This window comes from Mesorhizobium sp. 1B3 (assembly GCF_050958605.1).
GTDB lineage: Bacteria > Pseudomonadota > Alphaproteobacteria > Rhizobiales > Rhizobiaceae.
On record NZ_JBJHDO010000001.1, the window covers coordinates 451826 to 473068 of the forward strand.

Below are 21243 nucleotides of genomic sequence, written 5' to 3' on the forward strand. Positions count from 1 at the left end.
CCTGGGGCGAAAAGAAACCCGGCCGTGAAGGACCGCTGTGCGGGCCGGGAGGGGTACAAACAGAGGAGAACCCATCATGATCCGCAAGGCGTTCTGGCTTTCCGCCGCAGCCTTCGCCGTCGCCATGCTGCCGCTTTCGGCGGGGGCCCAGGAGAAGGTCGTCAACGTCTACAACTGGTCCGACTACATCGACGACTCTATCATACAGGACTTCACAAAGGAGACGGGCATCAAGGTCGTCTACGACGTCTTCGACTCCAACGATATTCTGGAGACGAAGCTGCTCGCGGGCGGCAGCGGTTATGACGTGGTGGTGCCGACAGGCAATTTCCTGGCGCGGCAGATCGAGGCGGGCGTCTTCCAAAAGCTCGACAAGTCGAAGCTGCCCAATCTCTCCAATATGTGGGACGTGGTCTCCGAACGGACGGTCAAATACGACCCGGGCAACGAATACTCGATCAACTACATGTGGGGCACCGTCGGTATCGGCTACAACACGAAGAAGGTGCAGGAGGCGCTCGGTACCGACAAGATCGACAGTTGGGACGTGCTCTTCAACCCCGAGACGGCAGCGAAGCTCGCGGGCTGCGGCATCTATATGCTGGATTCGGCGACCGACATCTTTCCGACCGTCTTCCGTTATCTAGGCATCGACCCCAATTCGACGGCACCTGACGATTTCGCCAAGGCCGAGGAACTGCTGCTCAAAGTTCGGCCTCATGTTCGAAAGTTTCATTCTTCCGAATACATCAACGCCCTGGCCAATGGCGACATCTGCGTGGCGATCGGCTGGTCGGGCGACGTCTTCCAGGCGCGCGATCGCGCCAAGGAAGCCAACCAGGGCGTCGTGATCGACTATGTCGTGCCGAAGGAAGGCGCCGAGATGTGGTTCGACCAGATGGCAATTCCGGCCGATGCCAAGCACGTCGAAGAGGCGCATGTCTTCCTTAACTACCTGATGAAGCCGGAAGTGATCGCCAAGGCGTCCAACTACATCTACTACGCGAACGGCAACAAGGCTTCGCAGCAGTTCATCGACAAGGAAATCCTCGACGATCCCACGATCTATCCGGACGAGGCGATGCTGCAGAAGCTGTTCACCGTGTCCCCTTACGATCCCAAGACACAACGCGTCGTAACGCGGAGCTGGACAAGGATCGTCACCGGACAATGATCCGAAGCCCTCGGAAGCAGCGCTTCCGAGGGCTTTTTCCCCGGGGAACAAAAAAGACAAGAATCGCGACGAGGAACGGATGAAATCGCTTGGCAGCATTCGCAGGAGCTTTGCCCCATGGGCGGACCCCGCAGCCAAACCGTACATCTCCTTCGAAAACGTGACCAAGAGGTTCGGCGATTTCACCGCCGTCAACAATCTGTCACTGACGATCTACGAGCGTGAGTTCTTCGCTCTCCTCGGCGCTTCCGGCTGTGGGAAGTCGACGCTTCTCAGAATGCTCGCCGGCTTCGAAGAGCCGACCTCGGGGCGCATCCTGCTCGATGGGCAGGACCTGCGCGGCATCCCGCCGTACAAGCGCCCGGTCAACATGATGTTCCAGTCCTATGCGCTGTTCCCGCATATGACCGTCGAGGCAAACATCGCTTTCGGCCTCAAGCAGGAGGGCATGCCGGCGCCTGATGTCGCCAAGCGTGTCGCGGAGATGCTCAAGCTGGTCAAGCTCGAGCAGTTCGCCAAGCGCAAGCCGCATCAGCTTTCCGGCGGCCAGCGCCAGCGTGTGGCGCTGGCGCGCTCGGTCGCGAAGCGTCCCAAGGTGTTGCTGCTCGACGAACCGCTGGGCGCGCTCGACAAGAAGCTGCGCGAGGAAACGCAATTCGAACTGATGGACCTCCAGCAGGATCTTGGCCTCACCTTCGTCATCGTCACGCACGACCAGGAGGAGGCCATGACCATGGCCGACCGCATAGCCATCCTGGACAAGGGAGAGGTCATGCAGGTGGCGACGCCGGCCGAAATCTACGAGGCGCCCAAGACGCGTTTCGTCGCGAACTTCGTCGGCAACATCAACATGTTCGAAGGGATGCTGACCAGCCGGGACGGCAACGGCGCCCTGATCGAGGGTGCGAACGGCCTGGCGATCAGGACGGAGAACCCCGGCGACGCGCAGCCCGGCGCCAAGGTCTCTTACGCGGTGCGGCCGGAAAAGATCAGGGTCTCGTCGCGCAAGCCGGCGGAGACTGCGGTCAATGCCACCGAGGGCGAGATCTTCGATATCGCCTATCTCGGTGACATGACGGTCTATCACGTGAAGCTCGGCGACGGGCAGATCGTCACCGCCAGCGCGCTCAACAGCGCGCGCATCGTCGAGGATCCGCTGACCTGGAGCGATCGCGCCTGGATATCGTTCCGGCCGGATTCCGGCGTCGTTCTGACGAGATAGGGGCTGCCATGTCGAACGCGGCTATTTCCCAACCTGATGTCGGCGAGGGCAAAGAGCGGCAGCGCGCGCAGGGTGGGAAGATTTTCACGGCGGTGGCCAGCCGCATTGTCGTGGTCGTTCCCTATCTGTGGCTGCTCGTCTTCTTCCTCGTCCCTTTCGTGATCGTCTTCAAGATTTCGCTGTCGACGACGGCGATCGCCATGCCGCCTTACACTCCGGTTCTCGACCTGTCGGACGGCCTGTCGGCATTCCTCGAACAGCTCCGCGAATTCAACTTCGACAATTACACCTTCCTGTTCGACGATCCTCTCTATCGCAACGCCTACATATCGAGCGTGCTGATCGCCGCGCTCTCGACCTTCGTGGCGCTGGTGGTCGCCTTCCCCATTGCCTACGCCATGTCGCGTGCGCCGGCGACCATCCGGCCGACGTTGATGATGATGGTGATCCTGCCCTTCTGGACAAGTTTTCTGATCCGCGTCTACGCTTGGATCGGTATCCTGAAGCCCGAAGGCCTGCTCAATCAGTTCCTGCAGGCGATCGGTGTTATCGACCAGCCACTGCAAATCATGAACACCAACACGGCGATCGTGATCGGCATCGTCTATTCGTATCTTCCCTTCATGATCCTGCCGCTTTACGCGACGTTGGAAAAAATGGATCTATCGCTGATCGAAGCAGCGCAGGACCTCGGATGCCGGCCGCTTTCGGCATTCTGGAAGATCACCTTCCCCCTTGCCATTCCGGGCATTATCGCCGGTTGCCTTCTGGTCTTTATCCCGGCCGTCGGTGAATTCGTCATCCCCGACCTGCTCGGCGGTTCGCAGACGCTGATGATCGGCAAAACCTTGTGGAACGAGTTCTCGTCCAATCGCGACTGGCCGCTATCCTCCGCCGTCGCGGTCATCCTGCTGCTTCTGCTCGTCCTGCCCATCGTCTATTTCCAGAATGCGCAGGCGAAGGCGCAGGAGGCGGGACGATGAACAATACGACCCTCTCCAGATTCAATATGGTCTCGCTGGTGCTGGGCTTCTCGTTCCTCTATCTGCCCATCGTCCTTCTCGTCATCTTCTCCTTCAACGAGTCCAAGCTTGTGACGGTGTGGGGAGGCTTCTCCACCAAATGGTATGTCTCGCTGATGTCGAACCGCGGCATCCTGGACGCGGCCTGGGTGACGATCCGCGTGGCGTTGATCGCGGCGACCGTCGCGACGGTACTCGGAACGCTGGCGGCGATCGCGCTCACGCGCTACACGCGTTTTCGCGGTCGGCTCCTTTTCTCCGGCATGGTCTTTGCGCCCCTCGTCATGCCCGAGGTCATCACCGGCCTGTCGTTGCTGCTGTTCTTTGTGGCGGTGGGCCTCGATCGCGGCTTCGTGACCCTCACCCTTGCGCATATCACCTTCACCATGTGTTTCGTGACGGTGGTGGTCCAGTCGCGGCTCGTCACCTTCGACCGGGCGCTGGAGGAGGCGGCGATGGATCTCGGCGCGACCCCGGTGAAAGCTTTCTTCCAGGTGACCCTGCCTGTCATCCTTCCCGCGGTCATCTCCGGCTGGATGCTTGCCTTCACACTGTCGCTCGACGATCTGGTCATCTCGAACTTCACGTCGGGGCCCGGCGCCACCACGCTGCCGATGAAGATCTACAGCCAGGTTCGGCTGGGCGTCACTCCCGAGATCAACGCGGTCTGCACGATCCTGATCGGCATCGTCACGATCGGCGTGATCGTTGCCTCGATCGTCAACAAACGTCGCGAGGTGCAAAGGCAACGTGACGAGCAGGCCGCGCAGCGCGGCTGAGCGGCTTCCAGGCCACGCTATTCGACAGGCTGGGTCGGGACGCTCTGGTAGATCGGCGCTATGAAAGGCTCGCTCCATGAGCCGCCGACGAAGAAGATCGAATCCAACGGGGGCGGATTGGTGCCTTCCGCGGCGAGCGGATGTATCGTTCCCGACAAGGCAAGGCCGCCGCCGACATAGGGCACTATTCCCGACAGGGTGATTGTATGTCCCGGGGCCTTGACCTCGGCCTTCTCGACGCGGGCAACACCCTTCGACACCGAGGCCTTGAGTTCGAAGGAATTGATCGGCAACGACCCTTTGGAAACTTCGGCAAGAGCAAAGAAGCCGCCCTGCTTCATTCGCTCCACAAGCGCATTGAGGTCGAGATTGGAGATGGCTCCCTGGCCGAAACTGGCGGTCACCGATCCGTCTCCCTTTTGAAGGAGTTCGTTCCAGCTTTTTCCCGGCCCCTTGAGGATGATCGAAACGGTGCCGCGGCCCGTCGGTACGAGGCTGGCCGACTTGCTTGCGGCCGCCAGGATCCCGCCGTCGATATCCGTTGCCAACAGCCTGAGTTCGACCTGATCCGCGCCTGGTTGACGATCGAAGCGGATACCGGTCTGGATACTGCCGCCGAAGGCACTGCCATCGGAAATGTCGAACGCCGCGAGGCCAGGCTTGATCTGGGCCGTTGCGGCAACGTCGGTGAGCGTGGCGGATCCGGCATTGGCCGAGGCGGCGGAGAGCCTCAGGTCGAGGTTGAAACGGTCGGCGAAAGCCGTGTCGATCTCCGCAACTGCGCCGTTCCCTGTGCCCAGCGGCGTGAACGCTGTCAGGAATGAGCGGATGTCGAGCGCATCGAAGGCCAGCGTTCCGGACAGCGTGGGAACGGCCTCGGTGATGGAGAGGTCGAGCACACCCATGCCGGGATTGCCGTTAAGCGTGACGTCGGCGTCCGCGAAACGCATGCGCTGGCCGTTTCCGGCAACTGTGGCCTTGATCGCGACCGACCCGAGCGCGGGTCCCGGTGTCGCCTGCTCCGTCGACCACTCGAGCATGCGCTTCAGCGACGGTGTCGAGAAGCTGAGCGGCCCCTCGAAATAAGTATCGCGGGAGAGATTGGCCGAGCCTTCGAAGGTCAGGCTCGCCGGAGCGGACTTGAGGCTGATGGAGAGTGGAGCGGTGCCGCCGGCGAAAAGCACGAGTGGCTTGGCCATCGCCATGTCAAGCGCCACGCTTTCGCCGCGCCAGATGCCGGTGGCGGCCAGAGTTCCGCCGCGATCGAGTGCTGTCCAATTGACTGCGCCGGCGAGGCTGGTCACGATCTCCTCGTCTTTGCCGCCTCGCTTGACGACAATGCGCCCATCGACGAATTCGAGTTTGCCGAAGGGGTCGCTCGGTATGCCGCGGAGGTCGGGATTGGATGGGTCGGCGCTCACCGCGACGCGAGCAGCCTCGATCGACCGGGCGATACGCCCTCCGCCAGGCGAGAGGGGCAGCAACAGCTTCCCCCCGACGGGCGCCACCCGCAATGTCGGCCGGATCAGTCGGGTCGAGGAAAAGACGATGTAGCCGCGCAGTGCGGCCAGCGCTGAAAGCTCGATCTCGACACGCTCGGCGACAATCACCGGCTTGCGCTCGGGGTCGCTCCAGCCCGAAAGGGTGACGTTGCTGAGAATCGCCCGGAATGGCCAGACCTCGATTTCAGGGGCGCCGCCGAGTTCGACCCGGTAGCCGCTCCAGGCACTCATCTCGATTGCGATGCGGTCGCGCACGATCTGTGTCGAAGCGATGAAGGGCAAGGCCATCAAGGCGACCCCGCCCGCGACCGCAAGCGCGGCGATCACCCAGATGCCTTTCCTGATAATTTTTGATGGCATCTGCCCCTGACGCTCCGCATCGGATCGCCTGCTGCCGCTTTGATCCGTTCGCCTGCACGGTTTAAAGGAGCATCATGGCTTTTCAAGTCTCGCTTCGCATTTCTCACATTCGATCTAGCTCCGCGGTCATTGCATTCCACTTCAAACGGTTAGAAAGAGGAGACCTCGCCGGTGCGCTATTGCGGTCGCATCGAGCCGTATGCATAACGACAGCGTCTTATCTGGGAGGACCTCATGACCAACGCCCCGCTGTGGATGCCGACTGCCGCGCAAATCGCGAAAGCGCCGCTGACCGCGTTCATGGCAGTGGCCTCGGACAAGGCGGGCCGTAAGCTTTCCAACTTCGCGGAACTGCATGAATGGTCCGTTGCCGACCGCGTTGCCTTCTGGGAGTTGATCTGGGATTTCTGCGGCATCGTCGGAGAAAAGGGGGAGCGCATCCTCGTCGACGGAGACAGGATGCCGGGGGCCAGCTTCTTCCCCGATGCGCGCCTGAACTTCGCTGAAAATCTGTTGCGCAAGAACGACGCCACGGATGCGCTGGTCTTCCGCGGCGAAGACAAGGTCGAACGACGTCTGTCCTGGTCACAATTGCGGGCGCTGGTTTCTCGTCTCCAGCAACTGTTCACCGCTCTCGGCGTCAAGCCGGGCGACCGCGTGGCGGCGATGATGCCGAACATGCCCGAGACTGTGGCGGCCATGCTTGCCGCCACCTCGATCGGTGCGATCTGGTCTTCCTGTTCTCCCGATTTCGGAGAGCAGGGTGTGCTCGACCGTTTCGGTCAGATCGAGCCCGTGGTGCTGCTTGCGCCGGACGGCTATTGGTACAACGGCAAAGCGATCGAAGTCGCCGACAAGATCGCCGCGGTGGCGGCGAAGCTGCCGAGCCTGCGGAAGGTTCTCGTCGTTGACTATCTCGGCAATTCGGCGGCGGTGGCCGAGGCCATACCCGGCGCCGCAACACTCGAAGCGGCGATCGCGCCGTTCGCCATCAAGGACATCGCCTATGAGCGGCTGCCTTTTGCGCATCCGCTCTATATCCTCTTCTCTTCGGGCACGACCGGCGTGCCGAAATGCATTGTCCATTCGGCCGGCGGCACCTTGATCCAGCACTTGAAGGAGCAGCGGCTCCATGCGGGCATCCTGGACGGCGATCGCTTCTTCTATTTCACGACCTGCGGTTGGATGATGTGGAATTGGCTGGTGTCCGGCCTGGCGTCGGGCGCCACGCTGCTGCTCTATGACGGCTCGCCGTTTTATCCGGACGGCAATGTGCTGTTCGACTATGCCCAGGCCGAGCGGATGACGTATTTCGGCACGTCGGCCAAGTTCATAGACGCGCTACGCAAGGCCGATCTTCACCCCGGCAAGACGCACGATCTCTCGTCGATCCGCACGCTGTCGTCGACCGGATCCCCGCTCTCGCCCGAAGGCTTTGCCTATGTCTACGAACAAATCAAGGACGACGTCCATCTGGCGTCCATATCCGGCGGCACCGACATCGTGGCCTGCTTTGTCCTGGGCGTGCCGACGGAGCCGGTCTGGATCGGCGAGATTCAGGGGCCGGCCCTCGGAATGGCCGTCGATGTCTGGGATGAGCACGGCAAGCCGATACGCGGGGAGAAGGGAGAACTGGTCTGCACAAAGCCCTTTCCCTCGATGCCGATCGGCTTCTGGAACGATCCTCAGGGCGAAAAGTACCATGCGACCTATTTCGACCGCTTCGACAATGTCTGGTGCCATGGCGACTTCGCCGAATGGACGGTTCACGGGGGAGTGATCATCCATGGCCGCTCGGATGCCACCCTCAATCCAGGGGGCGTGCGCATCGGAACGGCCGAAATCTACAACCAGGTCGAGCAGTTACCGGAAATCGCAGAGGCTCTCTGCATCGGCCAGGATTTCGACAATGACGTCCGCGTGGTGCTCTTCGTGCGGCTGGCGCCTGGCGCGGTTCTCGACGAAGAACTGCAGAAGCGCATCCGGGCCAAGATCCGCAGCGGTGCGAGCCCACGTCACGTGCCGGCCAGGATCGTGGCCGTTGCCGACATTCCACGCACCAAGTCCGGCAAGATCACCGAACTCGCTGTCCGCGACGTGGTGCACGGGCGTGCGGTCAAGAACAAGGAGGCCTTGGCTAACCCGGAGGCGCTGGATTTGTTCAAGAACCTGCCGGATCTGGCGGATTGAGAAGAGCGAATAGCCGGTAGCGAATTGGGTAAGCAGAGGCTTGTGTCTCGGCGCCTTTCCCGCAATTCACTATTCGCTCATGCCTCCTGGTCGCGCATCAATGCGCCGGAAAGCAGTACCACGGGGATCAGCGCGGCGAGGATGATGAGTATCGCCGCGGGGCCTGCATCGGCGACCACGGCGCGCGAGGCGTTCTCGTAAACGCTGGTTGCAAGGGTGTTGAAGCCGAAGGGCCTGAGCAGGATCGTTGCCGAGAGCTCCTTCACCGTATCGACGAAAACAAGCACGGCTGCGGTAAGGATTGCTGGCTTCAACAACGGCAACAGAACCTTGCCGGCGCTTTGCGCCGGGCTTTGGCCGAGGCTTCGAGCGGCCTCGTCGATATGCGGCGGCAGTTTCTCGACACCCGACCGGATCGCGCCTTCGGCGAGCGCCATGAAGCGGATCGTGCACGCGAAGACCACCGCCGCCGCCGAGCCGGTGAGCAGGAGGCCGGTCGAGACACCGAGATGGGCGCGAGCAAGACCGTCGATGAGATTGTCGAAACGGGCAAGCGCGAAGAGGAGGCCGAGGCCCAGGATCGTGCCCGGCAGCGCATAGCCGATCGACGCGAGCCGCACCAGGAGCGCGATCGGCCGCGAACGCGCCAGGCGCACCGCGTTGATCAGCGCCAATGCGACCGCAACGGTGATCAGCGAGGTCGTCCCCGCCGTGACGACCGAATTCAGAAGGGCATGGCCGAGTTCGGGTGAGACGAACTGGTCGAGGCGGCGCGCGGCATAGCGGCCGAACACGTAGAGCGGAATGCCGAAGCCGAACAGGACGGGGACGGTCACCGCCATGAGCGCCGCGATTCCCTTCGCTCCGGAGAGGCGCAAGCGTGGCGGATGCATCTTGAGATGCGTGGCGCGCCCCGTGTGGAAGCGCTGTTTGCGCCGGGCCCACTGTTCGGCGAGAAGCAGGATCACGACGAGCACCAGCATGAGCATGGCGATTTGTGCTGCGCCTTCGAGGCTGCCACGGTTGAGCCAGGTGGTGAAGACGGAAAGGGTGAGCGTCCGTACGCCCAGATACTCCGAGGCGCCGATGTCGTTGATGGTTTCCATCAGTACCAGGGTGATGCCGGCGACGATGGCCGGACGTGCGACGGGGAGCAGGATGCGCCAGAACACCTTGGCCGGTCGCGCGCCCAGCGTCCGCGCGACATCGGCGATGTTGCGCCCCTGCATGAGGAACACGATACGCGAGGTGAGATAGACGTAGGGGTAGAGCACGCAGGACAGGACGACCGCGGCGCCGGGGGTCGAACGTATGTCGGGGAACCAATAGTCGCGCGGGCTGGTGAAGCCGAACAGCCAGCGCAGGGCGCCTTGCACCGGGCCGGTGAAGTGAAAGAATTCGGCGAAGGCGTAGGCTGCAAGATAAGGCGGTATCGCCAGCGGCAGGACGAGCGCCCACGCGAACAGGCGGCGCAGCGGAAATTCGTATCCGACCACCAGCCAGGCGCCGGCCACGCCCATAGTGCCGGTGCCGATCGCTACGAGAAAGAGCAGGAGAAGCGTCGTCCAGGTCGCTCCGGGCAACACGTTGGTCACGAGATGTGGCCAGTCGCCGCCGCTGCCCGTGAACGCGATCGATGCGAGCGCCAGTACCGGCAGCAGCACCACGGACGAGATCAGAATCGTCAGAAGATGGACATAGGGATGGGCATTGCGCCGAACGCGCCGACCACTCTTCATGCCGGATGCCGCGATCTGCATGCCTATGTTCGGAGAGCCCTTCCTGCGACAAGGCCGGGCCGCTGACGCGGCCCGGCCCGGAAAGCACTGTCAGTCCGGCCGATCAGCTCGCCGGCCCATCGTCGAGACCGACCCGGTCGACCATCTCGGAAGCCGCCTTGCGGTTCTTGGCGATGTCGGCGAGAGGCAGCGTGTCCGCTTTGAGCGCACCGAAGGCCTTCACGACGGCGGAGGCCTCGAGACCCGGCTCAACCGGATATTCGAACACCTGCTCGGCATAGATCTGCTGGGCTTTGTGGCTTGAGAGGAACTGGATGAGCTTCACGGCATTGTCACGGTTCGGCGCATATTTGGCGAGCGCGGCGCCGGAAATGTTCACATGGGTGCCGCCGCTTTCGAAGGTCGGGAACACGACCTTGATGGCGCCGGCCCATTCCTTCTCTTCCGGCTCCTTCTCGTTGGTCTGCATCAGGCCGACGTAATAGGTGTTGCCGAGCGCGATGTCGCATTCGCCGGCAAAGATGGCCTTTGCCTGCGGTCGATCGCCGCCTTCCGGCTTGCGGGCGAGATTGGCCTTGAGACCCTTCATCCATTCCTCGGCCTTGGCTTCGCCCCAATGGGCGATGGCCGCCGAAAACAGCGCTAGATTGTAGTCGTGCTGCCCGGAACGCATGCAGATCTTGCCCTTCCACTTGGGATCGGCCAGGTCGGCATAGGCGATCGGCTCGTCGCCGACGCGCTCCTTCGAGGCGTAGAGAACGCGCGCCCGCTTCGTGAGGCCGAACCATTCGCCTTCCGGATCGCGGTATTCAGCGGGAATGTTGGCGTTTACGGTGGCGTCATCCAGCGCCTGGGTCGCACCCTTTTCCTTGGCATTGGTCAAGCGGGCGATGTCCACCGTCAGGATGACGTCCGCCGGAGAGTTCTGTCCCTCCGCCACGATACGGTCTTCCAGGCCTTTGTCGAGAAACAGGACCTCGGTCTTGATGCCGGTCTCCGCCGAGAAAGCGTCGAGCACCGGTTTGATCAGGTCGGGCTGGCGATAGGAGTAGATGTTTACCACGCCATCGGCCAATGCCGTCCCGGCAAACAAAGTAGCGAAGGCGAAGGCTGCTGCGAAGCGGATGCTCTTCGAATTCATCTCGGTCTCCCTGTCTTGAATGGAGGATGGCTGCGGCCGCATCCAGATCGATCGCCGCTATTGTTTGATCTCATGCGGTATTTGTCCTCACACGTCAAGCGAAAGAGCAATGATTTCAATAGTTTAGAAGGGTTCTAAACTGGAGGTATTTGCGCAGCTTTTCAATGGCTTGGCATCATGAAGCCGCGAGATGATCAAGGTGCTGGGCTCAAAGATCCGACGCATCGAAGAGGCGGCGCGGCCGGCGCTCGCAGGAAGTCGCGCTTCAACAGCCCTTTGCCGGGCGATTTCCGCACCACAGTGGCTTCGACGAGGATAGGCCGGTTGCTTCCAACTCTGTCTGTGAAATATCACATGAAATAGCACTTGAAATTTCATAAAGCCGAATGCTAGGGAAAGGCTACGGATTGCAGGGATGACGATTGCGAATGGCCAAGCCTCCGAAGAGTCAGCCTTTGGGCGAGCAGGCGTATGTCCACCTCAAATGGCAAATACTAAATCAGGAGATTCCTGCCGGGACGTTGCTCAACGAGCAGGCGTTGGTCGACGCGACGGGCTTTGGCCGGGCGCCGATCCATCATGCCCTTCATCGTCTTGCCTATGACGATCTCGTCGTGATCCGTCCGCGCAAGGGGGCGCAGGTACGGCTCTGGAGCGAGAAGGACATCGCCTCGATGGTGGAGGCCCGCCTGCCGGTCGAACAGGCGATCGTGAGGTTGGCTTGTGCGCGCATCAGCGACGTCGGCGTCGAGGAAATGCGCGAGCAGATCGAAACCACACCGCGTCTCATCGAGGAGATGGATCGTGAGGGTCTGCTTCGGCTGGACCTGTGGTTTCATGCGGCGATCGCCCAGGCGATCGCAAACCCCATCCTGGCGGAAACCGCGATGCGCCTTCATCAGCGCTCGACCCATTTCTGGGCGCCTTCGATGTCCGGTCGCGACCAATACTATGCGGTCTACCGGCAGCATTCCGAGATCGTCGAGGCCATCGGTGCGCGTGACGTCGACCGAGCCGATCGGGCAATTACCCTTCACATCAACAATTTCGCCGAGAAAACAGCATGAGCAGCGACAAGCGCGTCCATATCGCCACCCCGCAAGGCGAGGTCGTTGTCCACATGAACGACATCGACCCGGCAGGGTGGGTCGAATTTCCCGATATTGGATTGCGGCAGTATTTCTACTGGATCAGTCCGGAAACCGGTTCCAGCATCGCGATACTCGAGTTCGAGAAGGGCGGAGGCATTCCCAACCGCCACACACATGCTTCGAACCAGTTCATGTACTGTCTCGAGGGGCGTTACGAATACACCACCCATGGCGTCACCCTTACGCCCGGTTCGTTCTACATGAACTCCAAGGACAACCCTCACGGGCCGACGATCGCCCACGAGAAGTGCCGGCTGATCGAGATCTATGACGGCCCGCACTACTACGAGAAGCCCGACTACCATACCGACGACACCATGATCGTGCCCGCCGCAGGCTGAGGCGCATTGGGGGATGGAATGAGCAGGAACGTCAAGGTTTCCGTGCAGAAGGTGCTGAAGACATTCGGCACCCTCGCCGCCGCCGACAATATCGACCTCGACATTCTGGAGGGGGAATTTCTGACCCTTCTTGGAGCGAGCGGCTGCGGCAAGACCACCTTGATGCGCATGATTGCCGGCTTTGAAACGGTGACTTCCGGCAAGATCTTGATCGATGGAAAAGATGTGACGGATCTCGCGCCGCGCCAGCGCAATCTCGGCATGGTTTTCCAGCAATATTCGCTGTTTCCGCACATGACCATCGCCGAGAATGTGAGCTACGGCTTGCGTGCCCGACGCACGAACGCGGCCGAAATCACGAAGCGTGTGGCCGAGATGCTCGATCTCGTGCAGCTTCCTCACCTCGCCGAACGAAAGCCGCCGCAGCTCTCGGGCGGCCAGCAGCAGCGCGTCGCTCTGGCACGCGCGCTCGCGGTGCGCCCCTCTGTGCTGATGCTCGATGAGCCCTTGGGTGCGCTCGACCAGAAGCTGCGCGAGCAGTTGCAGGAAGAGCTGCGGCGGCTGCATCGCGAAACGGGCTCGACCTTCCTGTTCGTCACCCACGATCAGGAGGAGGCGCTCGGCCTTTCCGACCGCATCGCGGTGATGAAGGACGGCAAGATCGCCCAGCTGGCGTCGCCCGACGAACTGTATCTGCGTCCCGCGAACGAATACGTAGCCGACTTCATCGGCAAGGTCACTTTCATCGACGGCATCTACCGCGCGGCCGCCAAGCATGTGACCACAGGAGAGGGGTTGGCGATCCCGGCCGATTTGACACTGTCGGATGGACCCGTGCGCCTCGTCATCCGGCCCGAGAACATCCATCTGACCGACGATACCGAAGGGGCCTCCGGAAAGCTCGTCGAGATTGCCCGCCAGACCGGCACGACTACCTATCAGGTCAGACTCGATGGCGGCCAGGTGGTCAAGTCGCGGCATCTGGGGTTGAGCGATGCGGCGCTGCGCCTCGGCACCTCCGTGAGGCTGCGCTTCGATACGTGCAAGCTCGCCTATCCGCTCGCGGCCTGAGGCGCGACAGATGACCAATCGACTGGCCATATGGCTTTCCCTGCTACCTGCATTGCTGCTGGTTCTTCTCCTTCTGGTCATACCGGTAGCCGAGATGATCTCGATCAGCTTCCATCGTGAGGAGTTCGGCGAGATCCTACCCGGGTTGACCCTCGCCAACTATGTCGACCTGCTGACGCGTTCCAGCACCTTGGAGATGATGGTTTCCACGGTGCTGATCGCGCTCGCCGTCACGGTCATCACGATCTTGCTCGGATTTCCGGTCGCGGCGGCCATCGCAATGGCGCCTTCGCGATGGCGCGGCATCCTCTACTTCCTGGTCGCCGCGCCGCTTCTGGTCAATACGGTGGTGCGTACCTATGGCTGGTTGCTGATCCTCGGCCGCAAAGGGCTTGTCAACGAGGCCCTGGCGGCAATGAAGCTGATAAGCGAGCCCTTGGCCCTTTCGGGCAATGCGCTCGGGATGACCATAGGAGGGGCACAGGTTTTCCTGCCCTTCATGATCCTGTCGCTCGTCACCTCGCTGATGGCGATCGACAACCGTCTCATCGAGGCCAGCGAAATCCTTGGGGCCGGCCCGGTACGCAGGTTCTTCACCATCGTCCTGCCGCTGGCCATGCCGGGGCTGATAGCCGGGTCCATCCTCGTCTTCAGCATGATGCTGGGCGCGTTCGTAACGCCGCTGATCCTTGGCGGCTCCGCCGTGAAATATGCCTCGGTGGCTGTCTATACGGACGCGCTGGTGCTGTTCAACATGCCACGGGCGACGACGCTGTCGTTGGTCCTGATGGTTGTCGTGCTGGCGCTCTATGCTTTGCAGCAACGCCTGTCGCGCGGAGGCAAGACCGCCCAATGAAGAACATGCACATCACGCTCGTGCGCGTCGCGGCGGTCCTAGTCTACCTGTTCCTCTTTCTTCCCTTGATCGTCGTCGTGCTTTTCAGCTTTTCCGACAAGTCCTACTTTTCCTTTCCTCCGAGCGGCTTTTCGTTGCGTTGGTACGCGGCCGCCTGGGAGTCCGGCCTGTTCCTGACGCCGGCCCTGCGCAGTCTCGCCCTTGCGGCAGTCGCCACGCTCATGGCGACCCTGGTCGCCATTCCAGTCACGCTAGGACTTCGCCGCGTCCGGGACGGGCGCTTGAAAAGCGCCGTCGAGTTCTTCGTTCTTTCGCCCTTGATCGTGCCGGCGCTGATCATCGGCATCGCCCTGCTTTACACGTTCAATCGCTTCGGCGTTCTCGATACCTTCGGCGCTCTGGTCCTCAGCCATTCGGTGATCGTGCTGCCCTACATGTTTCGGTCGGTCTACACGAGCGCGGTCGGTCTGCGTCAGAACTTGATCGATGCCTCCGAGATCCTCGGCGCAAGCCCGCGCATGACCTTTCGCGAGGTCGTCCTCCCCTCGCTGTTTCCCGGCATCATCTCTGGCGCCATCTTCTCGTTCATCATCTCGCTCGACCAGTTTACGGTCAGCCTGTTCGTCACCCAGTCGGAGCAGGTCGTGCTTCCGGTGGCGATCTACAAATACCTCTCCGACATGAACGACCCCGTGACGGCAGCCGTCTCGACGGTGCTCGTCGTCTTTGGGCTCCTGATCGCATTCGTCATCGATCGCCTGGGATGGCTGCGCCATCTGTCGGGCGGCGGCGCGTGACAACTCACACAAAAGGGAAGGGAATAGCCATGCAGAATCTCAATCGTCGCCTTTTTCTCGGAGCAGGCGCTGCCCTGGCCGGGATGACGCTGACGGGATTGCCGTTGCGTGCCGCCGAAGCGGAAGTGGCGCTTGGCTGGTATCCCGGCTTGCTCGGCCAGAATTTCAAGAAGGGCCTGCTCGACGGCTATGCCAAGGCAGACAGCGTCAAGATCATCGAAGCATTCGACAATGCCCGCTTCACGCAGATGCAGGCCAACCGCAGCAAGCCGAACCTGCATCTGGGAGTCTTCACCAATGCGATGCTGCCGCTTGTGGCGCGCTCGGGGCTGGTGCGCGACATCAAGACGTCGGACGTACCGAACTTGGCGGATTTCGATCCCATCGTGCCGCGCCCCGTCGGCGACAAGGCCGTTCCGCTCACTTATGGTTCATGGGGCATCGCCTACAATGCCCGCCACGTGAAGGAGCCGGTCACGTCCTGGGCCGATCTTCTCAGGGAAGACATCGCCAAGGGAGTGTCCGCGCCGAACATCACCTACAACTCCTCGCTCTACACCCTCGATGCCCTGGCCTCGCTGAAAGGCGGCTCGTTGAAAGACCCCCAGGCGGGTTACGAGGGATTGAGGCAGATCCGCACCGGCGGACCGGGTCTTTGGGATCAGGAGAGCACTGCAGTTGGCGGCCTGAAGTCCGGCGAGATCTGGGCCACTCCCTATCTCAGCGGATCGATCCTCGCCCTGATGTCGGATCCGGATCTCCCGGATCTGCGCTTCTGCGTGCCGTCCGAAGGCGCCTATTCGGTGCCGATGAGCGTGGTGCGCGTCGACAACGACAGTGCCGGAACGGCGCCGGACGAACTCATCAACCACATGCTGTCTCCGGAAGCACAGTCGGCGTTTTCGCGGATCGGCGGCTGCCGGCCGATCAATGTGAAAGCCGAAGTGCCGGAAAACGTCGCCGCCATGGTGCCGACGGCCGATAAGCTGCGCAATCTCGACTGGCAGTATTTCGGCGAGAATAGGACCGCGATCGTCGATGGCTGGAACGAAGTGGTGAACGGCTGACGCGAACCTCGCGCCAGCCGAGCCGGGGCGTCGCGCGTGGCTGTACGCCGAGCTCATCTGGATCCATGTGTCGTGCTCTCCGAAAGCCGAATCCGGCTTTCGGGCCGATGCGCTACGAAATGTCGGAAACATCGAAAGGTCAGAGATGAAACTCGTCCGCTACGGCCGGCCAGGCGCCGAACGTCCCGGGCTGATCGATGCGCAAGGTGTCTTGCGCGATCTGTCCGCCCATACTCCCGATATTGACGGCCCGAGCCTCGATAGCGGCTTGATCGAGCGGTTGCTGCCGCTCGATCTCCGCACCCTTCCGGTTGTGGAAGGCGCGCCGCGTCTCGGCCCGTGCGTGGCCGGCCCTTCCAAAATCGTGTGCATCGGTCTCAACTATGTCGACCACGCGCGAGAGGGTGGGCGCGAGCTTCCGCGTGAGCCTCTGCTTTTCCTTAAGGCTCCTTCGTCGATCACCGGCCCGGATGATCCGATCCTGATACCCCGCGGCTCGGAGCGAACGGATTGGGAGATCGAATTGGCCGTCATCATCGGCAAGGAGGCGCGCTATGTGGCGGAGGCGGATGCGTTGAACCATGTCGCCGGCTACGCGCTCGCCAACGACGTGTCGGAGCGCGACCATCAGTTGCGCCGCGGCGGCGAATGGACCAAGGGCAAGTCGCACGACACCTTCTGCCCGCTGGGGCCGTGGTTGGTCACCACCGATGAATTGGGCGAGGCCGGCGACCTGTCACTGACGCTGGCCGTCAACGACGTCGAACGCCAGAACGGCCACACTTCGAACCTCGTCTTCGGGGTGGCGCATTCGGTATCCTACATCAGCCAGTTCATGACCCTAGAGCCCGGCGACGTGATCCTGACCGGCACGCCGGCGGGCGTTGGCCAATCCATAAAGCCCGATCCGGTATTTCTGCGCCCCGGTGACAGGATGACGATGACGGGTAGCAGGCTGGGCGTTCAGTCCCATACCTTTGTGGCTGCATGAAAAGGAAAATTGCATGAAGAAGACGCGAATCCTGACTGACAAGGTGAGTGAGCCGAAGCCGAAAATGTGGTCGAACTGCCTCGTCAGCGGCGACCTGTTCTTCGTCTCCGGACTTACGGCTCGCAGCAACGATCTGGTGAGGATAGAGGGCAGCAATGCCTATGACCAGGCGAAATTCATCTTCTCCAAGATCCGCGCCTATGTGGAGGCGGCCGGGGCGCGGATGGACGACATCCTGAAAATGACGATCTTCGTCACCGACATGGCGAACAACGTCGAGATCTGGCGGGCGCGCGCCGAAGAGTTCGAGGGGGATTTCCCAGCTTGTTCTCTGGTCGAAGTCGCCGCACTGGCGCAGCCCGAGATCCTTGTGGAGATCGAGGCAATGGGGCGCATCGGTTGCTCTACCGCGAATTGAAGCCGAATCGCGCGGAAACACCCATGCCGGTGCCGCGATAAGCGGCCCGGCGACAAGAATGAAATGGAGCACCGTGCGTTCGACCGAAAGCACGGTGCCAGCTATCCCGCCAACCAGCTATCCCGCCAATACGCGGGTGGAGGGAAACGTGACCTCCACCAGCGTGCCCTCGCCGGGCGTGGAACTGATGGTGAACTTCGCGCGGTTCGCCTCGATCATCGCTTTGGTCAACGGCAGGCCGAGCCCGGTGCCGTCGCCGCGAGCACGCTTCAGCGCGTTGATCTGCTTGAAGGGCTTCAGCGCCTGCTCGATCTCGGCCGTGGTCATGCCTATCCCGGTGTCGCGCACCCTCATCACGACGTCGCCCGAGGCTTCGTAGGATGTCGAGACGATCACCTGGCCGCCGGCTTGTGTGTATCGCACCGCATTGGACAGAAGGTTGAGTGCGATCTGCCGCACGCTTCGCAGGTCGGCCACCACTTCCGGAAGGCGCGAAGCGAAACTCGAGCGGATGATGACGCGCTCGCGATTGGCCTGCGGCTGCATCATCGCCACCGTTTCGGCCAGCGTGTCGTTCAGCGAGACGGCCTCATAGGTCATCTCCTGCTCGCCCGCCTCGATCTTGGAGATGTCGAGCAGGTCGTTGACGAGATCGAGGACGTGGTTGCCCGAGCGGTTGATGTCGCGCAGATAGTCGCGGTAGCGATCGTTGCCGATCGGCCCGAACTTCTCGTCCATCATTAGTTCGGAAAAGCCGATAATGGCATTGAGCGGCGTGCGAATCTCGTGGCTGACCCTGGCAAGGAAGTCGGTCTTCTGCGAGGAGGCGCGCTCGGCCTTGGTGCGCGACTGGGTGAGTTCCTCCTCGGCGCGCTTCCATTGGGTGATGTCGCGCAGTACCGCGCAATAGCCGGCCAGATTGGGCAGCTTGCCGATGGTCATGAAGAGCGGGATGAATCGACCCTGCGCCTCGCGGCCGATCACCTCACGGCCGTCGTTCAGCACGCTGGCGACACCGTTTTCGGAAAGTCCGTTCAGATAGTCGCGTGCCGCCCGCTGGCTTTCGATCGCGAAGAGCCCGGTGAATGGCTTGCCTGCGACTTCGGCGCTGTCGACGCCGAACAGCGCTTCGGCGGGCCGGCTGATCGAGCGGATGATACCGTCATTGGCAATCAGCACGACGCCGTCGGTGGCCGTGTCGATGATCGTTGAAAGCTCGGTGATGCGCGATTCCAGCTCGAGTTTCTGCTCGATCGAGAGGCCGGGAGCCGGCGTGAGAACCGGCATGCGTCCAACCTTGCGCAGCGCAAGGAGCAAGGCCTTGCCGCCTTTCCAAGGCACCGACTGAAGCCGTGCTTCGACCGGCAGTTCGAGCCCGTCGCCGCGCCGAAGGCGCAGCTTGCGGTCGTTTCGGTCACTGTCGGCCTCGTCGCGATATGGATCTCCGAACAAGGCGTCGAGGCCTCCGCGTTCGGCCAGTTCCTCGATCGAGGCATAGGCGGTGAACTCGAAAAAATCGCGATTGGCGTAGTGCAGGATGTCGCCGGAGTGGATGAGGACGGGAACAGGTAGCTTGTCCAGGATCGTGGTGTCGACCGCCGGGCGCGATGGCGGCTCGGCGGGTTCGGGCATCGTCTCGGCATCGCCTGTTGAGACGTCGGGAGCCGGAGGGGCTGGCGACTCGGCATGAGTGCCGGTCGGCGCGTCGACCGCGGCGTCGTCGTCGTCCCGCTCCGCGGCGGACTCGCCGCTCTTCTGGACAGCACTCGGCCCTTCGTTCCGAGAATCCGGGATGTCCGCCTTGTCGTCGGAAAGACCGCCGGCGCTCTCCCGCCTCAGCCGGTCGCCGATCTCGCGGAAAGCGTTCCTCTCGACCGGGGTCAGCCCCCGGTCGTTGGCTGGCGCGCGGTGCTCGGCGAGCCGGATGATCTTATCGCTCTGCTGCCGCTCCTGCTTTGGCGTGACCACTTGCGCCGATGCTTCGTCCACGGAAGCACCGGAGCGTTCCGCTGATGCGTCTGCCGCGGGAGGCGTGGCCTGAGCCCCGTCCGTTCCGTCGGCGGGGGGCTTCGAAGTCGGCGGGCGATAATCCTGGGTGAGGCTGCGGCCGATGCCTTCCGGGTCGGCCACCGCATCCGCGGGGCGCGCAACGCCGAAGCCGCGGAAGCCTTCGAATTCGCGGTTCCGCCCGTAAGTCGGGAGGGCGGCGAGATCCACGGGAATTCTGAGTGCCGTGCCGGCCACCGGCCAAAGCACGGATCGGCCGGACCACGTGTCGCGCCTTTCGAGAAGGCCGGCGATGTCTTTGTCGGAATCGAAGCCGAAGATCATGGCCACGTCGCTGAATTTGCGGCCGATCACATCGGCGGCCGCGGTTCCGACAACCTTGGCGAACTCCTCCGAGATCACACTGAAGCGTCCTTCGGCATCGGTGCGCCATACGAACCTTACGGGCGCGGAACCCCGGTCTGTCTGCGGCGCATCTGCGTCCTTCGGTGTGGCGTCGCGGGAGGGGATTTCCGAAGGCGGCGTCGGACGGGATTGATCTGCGATCGGAGTTTCAGCGGCGGGCCCGGACTGTTCTTCGCCGGCGCTGAAGTACCAGTGATCGTGTTCGGCCTTCGCCACATCAGCCGTTTCGCTCGTCAAGGGCTTGAGCGCTTCTTGGGCCACCGTGTCCGTTCGCGGCTCTTTGGCTGTTGCCGATGTTCTGGCAGGGGCCGGTGTCGTTTTCTCCGAGTGATCCTCGCCGATCACCAGGAGCAGGGCGAGAAGGGGCTCGTCGGCAAGTCGCGCCATGCCGGCGGGCAGACTGGTGCCACGGGCACGGACCAGGCGCTTCACCAGTCGATCGGGGGCACTGCGAACCTCTTCGACAAGGGTCGCAAGGGTCGTATCGGCCAAGCCAAGGCCGGAAAAGCCTTCCGACGCGGCCACTGCGCGACCTTGGCCGTCGATCAGTGCCGCATAGTGGCCCGCGCCACGGAAGCCGCCTATGGCGCGCTCGGCCATTTCGTGCTCGCTGCGCGAAGAGCCGTTCAGGACCGGAACGGCGAGCAGGATCGCCGTTTCGCCGCCGGGCAGGGTAAGGCGGCTGGCGACAAAAGCGACCACGCGGCTCGTCATGCCGCTGGCAAGCCGCACCGTGATCGGACGGTCTTGGCCAAGATCGGGGTATCCAGGCGCCGCCATGATCTGCCGGCGCGCGATCAAAGGCAGTCGCGCGTCGGCTCCCATGATCTCCTCGACGTCCCCATGGCCGAAGAGGGCCGCACCGGGCCCGTTCGCCCAGATCACTTCCTGGAGATCCGTCGAAAGCACCGCCATCGCGTCGCCGGCGGCAAAGCGCGAGCGCACGCCGTCGAGGACCGCGATGTCGAGGAATGAGTAGTCCCGTGAAGCCATCCGTGCTCCCTGCAGGC

At 62.4% G+C, this 21243-nt stretch carries 17 protein-coding genes; 13 read left to right on the plus strand and 4 right to left on the minus strand.

Annotated elements, in window-relative coordinates; translation table 11 throughout:
* The first annotated feature begins 76 nt into the window (after nt 1-76).
* From ACCO56_RS02090 to ACCO56_RS02105, 4 genes are all read left to right on the plus strand, one after another.
* A complete protein-coding gene (locus tag ACCO56_RS02090) occupies nt 77-1174 on the plus strand; it encodes a polyamine ABC transporter substrate-binding protein (protein ID WP_433637130.1) in 1098 nt (365 codons plus the stop codon).
* Nucleotides 1175-1253: 79 nt separating this feature from the next.
* The gene (locus ACCO56_RS02095; protein WP_433637133.1) at nt 1254-2396 is read left to right on the plus strand and encodes an ABC transporter ATP-binding protein; all 1143 of its coding nucleotides are present in this window, start codon (nt 1254-1256) and stop codon (nt 2394-2396) included.
* 8 nt (nt 2397-2404) lie between these two features.
* Nucleotides 2405-3379 (plus strand): ABC transporter permease, encoded by a 975-nt coding sequence (locus tag ACCO56_RS02100; protein WP_433637136.1) that lies wholly within the window; start codon nt 2405-2407, stop codon nt 3377-3379.
* Nucleotides 3376-4197: an ABC transporter permease gene (locus ACCO56_RS02105; RefSeq protein WP_433637139.1), complete on the plus strand. Its 822-nt coding sequence runs from the start codon at nt 3376-3378 to the stop codon at nt 4195-4197. Before ACCO56_RS02100 ends, ACCO56_RS02105 begins: the two co-directional genes overlap by 4 nt.
* 17 nt (nt 4198-4214) lie before the next feature.
* Here the strand turns inward: ACCO56_RS02105 and ACCO56_RS02110 are convergent, their stop codons facing one another.
* Complete coding sequence (locus ACCO56_RS02110) at nt 4215-6059, minus strand: AsmA family protein (RefSeq protein ID WP_433637141.1); 1845 nt, start codon at nt 6057-6059, stop codon at nt 4215-4217.
* A gap of 234 nt (nt 6060-6293) precedes the next feature.
* Between ACCO56_RS02110 and ACCO56_RS02115 the strand changes: the two genes are divergently transcribed.
* Nucleotides 6294-8249 (plus strand): acetoacetate--CoA ligase, encoded by a 1956-nt coding sequence (locus ACCO56_RS02115; RefSeq protein ID WP_433637143.1) that lies wholly within the window; start codon nt 6294-6296, stop codon nt 8247-8249.
* A gap of 77 nt (nt 8250-8326) precedes the next feature.
* Here ACCO56_RS02115 and ACCO56_RS02120 read toward each other — a convergent pair whose 3' ends face one another.
* Complete coding sequence (locus ACCO56_RS02120) at nt 8327-10009, minus strand: ABC transporter permease (RefSeq protein ID WP_433637145.1); 1683 nt, start codon at nt 10007-10009, stop codon at nt 8327-8329.
* Between the two features lie 82 nt (nt 10010-10091).
* Nucleotides 10092-11129 (minus strand): Fe(3+) ABC transporter substrate-binding protein, encoded by a 1038-nt coding sequence (locus ACCO56_RS02125; RefSeq protein ID WP_433637146.1) that lies wholly within the window; start codon nt 11127-11129, stop codon nt 10092-10094.
* Nucleotides 11130-11557: 428 nt separating this feature from the next.
* Here ACCO56_RS02125 and ACCO56_RS02130 point away from each other — a divergent pair, with 428 nt between their 5' ends.
* The 8 genes from ACCO56_RS02130 (at nt 11558) to ACCO56_RS02165 (ending at nt 17821) form a co-directional block, all read left to right on the plus strand.
* Nucleotides 11558-12196 carry a GntR family transcriptional regulator gene (locus ACCO56_RS02130; RefSeq protein WP_433637148.1) on the plus strand — a complete coding sequence of 213 codons (639 nt, stop codon included), beginning with the start codon at nt 11558-11560 and terminating at the stop codon, nt 12194-12196.
* Nucleotides 12193-12621 carry a cupin domain-containing protein gene (locus tag ACCO56_RS02135; protein WP_433637150.1) on the plus strand — a complete coding sequence of 143 codons (429 nt, stop codon included), beginning with the start codon at nt 12193-12195 and terminating at the stop codon, nt 12619-12621. Before ACCO56_RS02130 ends, ACCO56_RS02135 begins: the two co-directional genes overlap by 4 nt.
* A gap of 18 nt (nt 12622-12639) precedes the next feature.
* Nucleotides 12640-13692, plus strand: a complete 1053-nt coding sequence (locus tag ACCO56_RS02140) for an ABC transporter ATP-binding protein (RefSeq protein ID WP_433637152.1) — start codon at nt 12640-12642, stop codon at nt 13690-13692.
* Between the two features lie 10 nt (nt 13693-13702).
* The gene (locus ACCO56_RS02145; RefSeq protein WP_433637154.1) at nt 13703-14548 is read left to right on the plus strand and encodes an ABC transporter permease; all 846 of its coding nucleotides are present in this window, start codon (nt 13703-13705) and stop codon (nt 14546-14548) included.
* A complete protein-coding gene (locus ACCO56_RS02150) occupies nt 14545-15345 on the plus strand; it encodes an ABC transporter permease (protein WP_433637155.1) in 801 nt (266 codons plus the stop codon). The genes ACCO56_RS02145 and ACCO56_RS02150 overlap by 4 nt, the downstream gene beginning before the upstream one ends.
* Before the next feature lie 29 nt (nt 15346-15374).
* Nucleotides 15375-16412: an ABC transporter substrate-binding protein gene (locus tag ACCO56_RS02155; RefSeq protein ID WP_433637157.1), complete on the plus strand. Its 1038-nt coding sequence runs from the start codon at nt 15375-15377 to the stop codon at nt 16410-16412.
* A gap of 145 nt (nt 16413-16557) precedes the next feature.
* A complete protein-coding gene (locus ACCO56_RS02160) occupies nt 16558-17403 on the plus strand; it encodes a fumarylacetoacetate hydrolase family protein (protein ID WP_433637158.1) in 846 nt (281 codons plus the stop codon).
* A 13-nt stretch (nt 17404-17416) separates the two neighbouring features.
* A complete protein-coding gene (locus ACCO56_RS02165; RefSeq protein WP_433637159.1) occupies nt 17417-17821 on the plus strand; it encodes a RidA family protein in 405 nt (134 codons plus the stop codon).
* Between the two features lie 117 nt (nt 17822-17938).
* Here ACCO56_RS02165 and ACCO56_RS02170 read toward each other — a convergent pair whose 3' ends face one another.
* Nucleotides 17939-21226, minus strand: coding sequence for an ATP-binding protein (locus tag ACCO56_RS02170; RefSeq protein ID WP_433637161.1), 3288 nt, complete (start codon nt 21224-21226; stop codon nt 17939-17941).
* Nucleotides 21227-21243 lie beyond the last annotated feature (17 nt).

What these genes read in the sequence shown, in the direction of transcription:
- ACCO56_RS02090 (WP_433637130.1), top strand. Translation starts at nt 77, where the DNA reads ATGATCCGCAAGGCGTTCTGGCTTTCCGCCGCAGCCTTCGCCGTCGCC.
- ACCO56_RS02095 (WP_433637133.1), top strand. Translation starts at nt 1,254, where the DNA reads ATGAAATCGCTTGGCAGCATTCGCAGGAGCTTTGCCCCATGGGCGGAC.
- ACCO56_RS02100 (WP_433637136.1), top strand. Translation starts at nt 2,405, where the DNA reads ATGTCGAACGCGGCTATTTCCCAACCTGATGTCGGCGAGGGCAAAGAG.
- ACCO56_RS02105 (WP_433637139.1), top strand. Translation starts at nt 3,376, where the DNA reads ATGAACAATACGACCCTCTCCAGATTCAATATGGTCTCGCTGGTGCTG.
- ACCO56_RS02110 (WP_433637141.1), bottom strand. Translation starts at nt 6,059, where the DNA reads ATGCCATCAAAAATTATCAGGAAAGGCATCTGGGTGATCGCCGCGCTT.
- ACCO56_RS02115 (WP_433637143.1), top strand. Translation starts at nt 6,294, where the DNA reads ATGACCAACGCCCCGCTGTGGATGCCGACTGCCGCGCAAATCGCGAAA.
- ACCO56_RS02120 (WP_433637145.1), bottom strand. Translation starts at nt 10,009, where the DNA reads ATGCAGATCGCGGCATCCGGCATGAAGAGTGGTCGGCGCGTTCGGCGC.
- ACCO56_RS02125 (WP_433637146.1), bottom strand. Translation starts at nt 11,129, where the DNA reads ATGAATTCGAAGAGCATCCGCTTCGCAGCAGCCTTCGCCTTCGCTACT.
- ACCO56_RS02130 (WP_433637148.1), top strand. Translation starts at nt 11,558, where the DNA reads ATGGCCAAGCCTCCGAAGAGTCAGCCTTTGGGCGAGCAGGCGTATGTC.
- ACCO56_RS02135 (WP_433637150.1), top strand. Translation starts at nt 12,193, where the DNA reads ATGAGCAGCGACAAGCGCGTCCATATCGCCACCCCGCAAGGCGAGGTC.
- ACCO56_RS02140 (WP_433637152.1), top strand. Translation starts at nt 12,640, where the DNA reads ATGAGCAGGAACGTCAAGGTTTCCGTGCAGAAGGTGCTGAAGACATTC.
- ACCO56_RS02145 (WP_433637154.1), top strand. Translation starts at nt 13,703, where the DNA reads ATGACCAATCGACTGGCCATATGGCTTTCCCTGCTACCTGCATTGCTG.
- ACCO56_RS02150 (WP_433637155.1), top strand. Translation starts at nt 14,545, where the DNA reads ATGAAGAACATGCACATCACGCTCGTGCGCGTCGCGGCGGTCCTAGTC.
- ACCO56_RS02155 (WP_433637157.1), top strand. Translation starts at nt 15,375, where the DNA reads ATGCAGAATCTCAATCGTCGCCTTTTTCTCGGAGCAGGCGCTGCCCTG.
- ACCO56_RS02160 (WP_433637158.1), top strand. Translation starts at nt 16,558, where the DNA reads ATGAAACTCGTCCGCTACGGCCGGCCAGGCGCCGAACGTCCCGGGCTG.
- ACCO56_RS02165 (WP_433637159.1), top strand. Translation starts at nt 17,417, where the DNA reads ATGAAGAAGACGCGAATCCTGACTGACAAGGTGAGTGAGCCGAAGCCG.
- ACCO56_RS02170 (WP_433637161.1), bottom strand. Translation starts at nt 21,226, where the DNA reads ATGGCTTCACGGGACTACTCATTCCTCGACATCGCGGTCCTCGACGGC.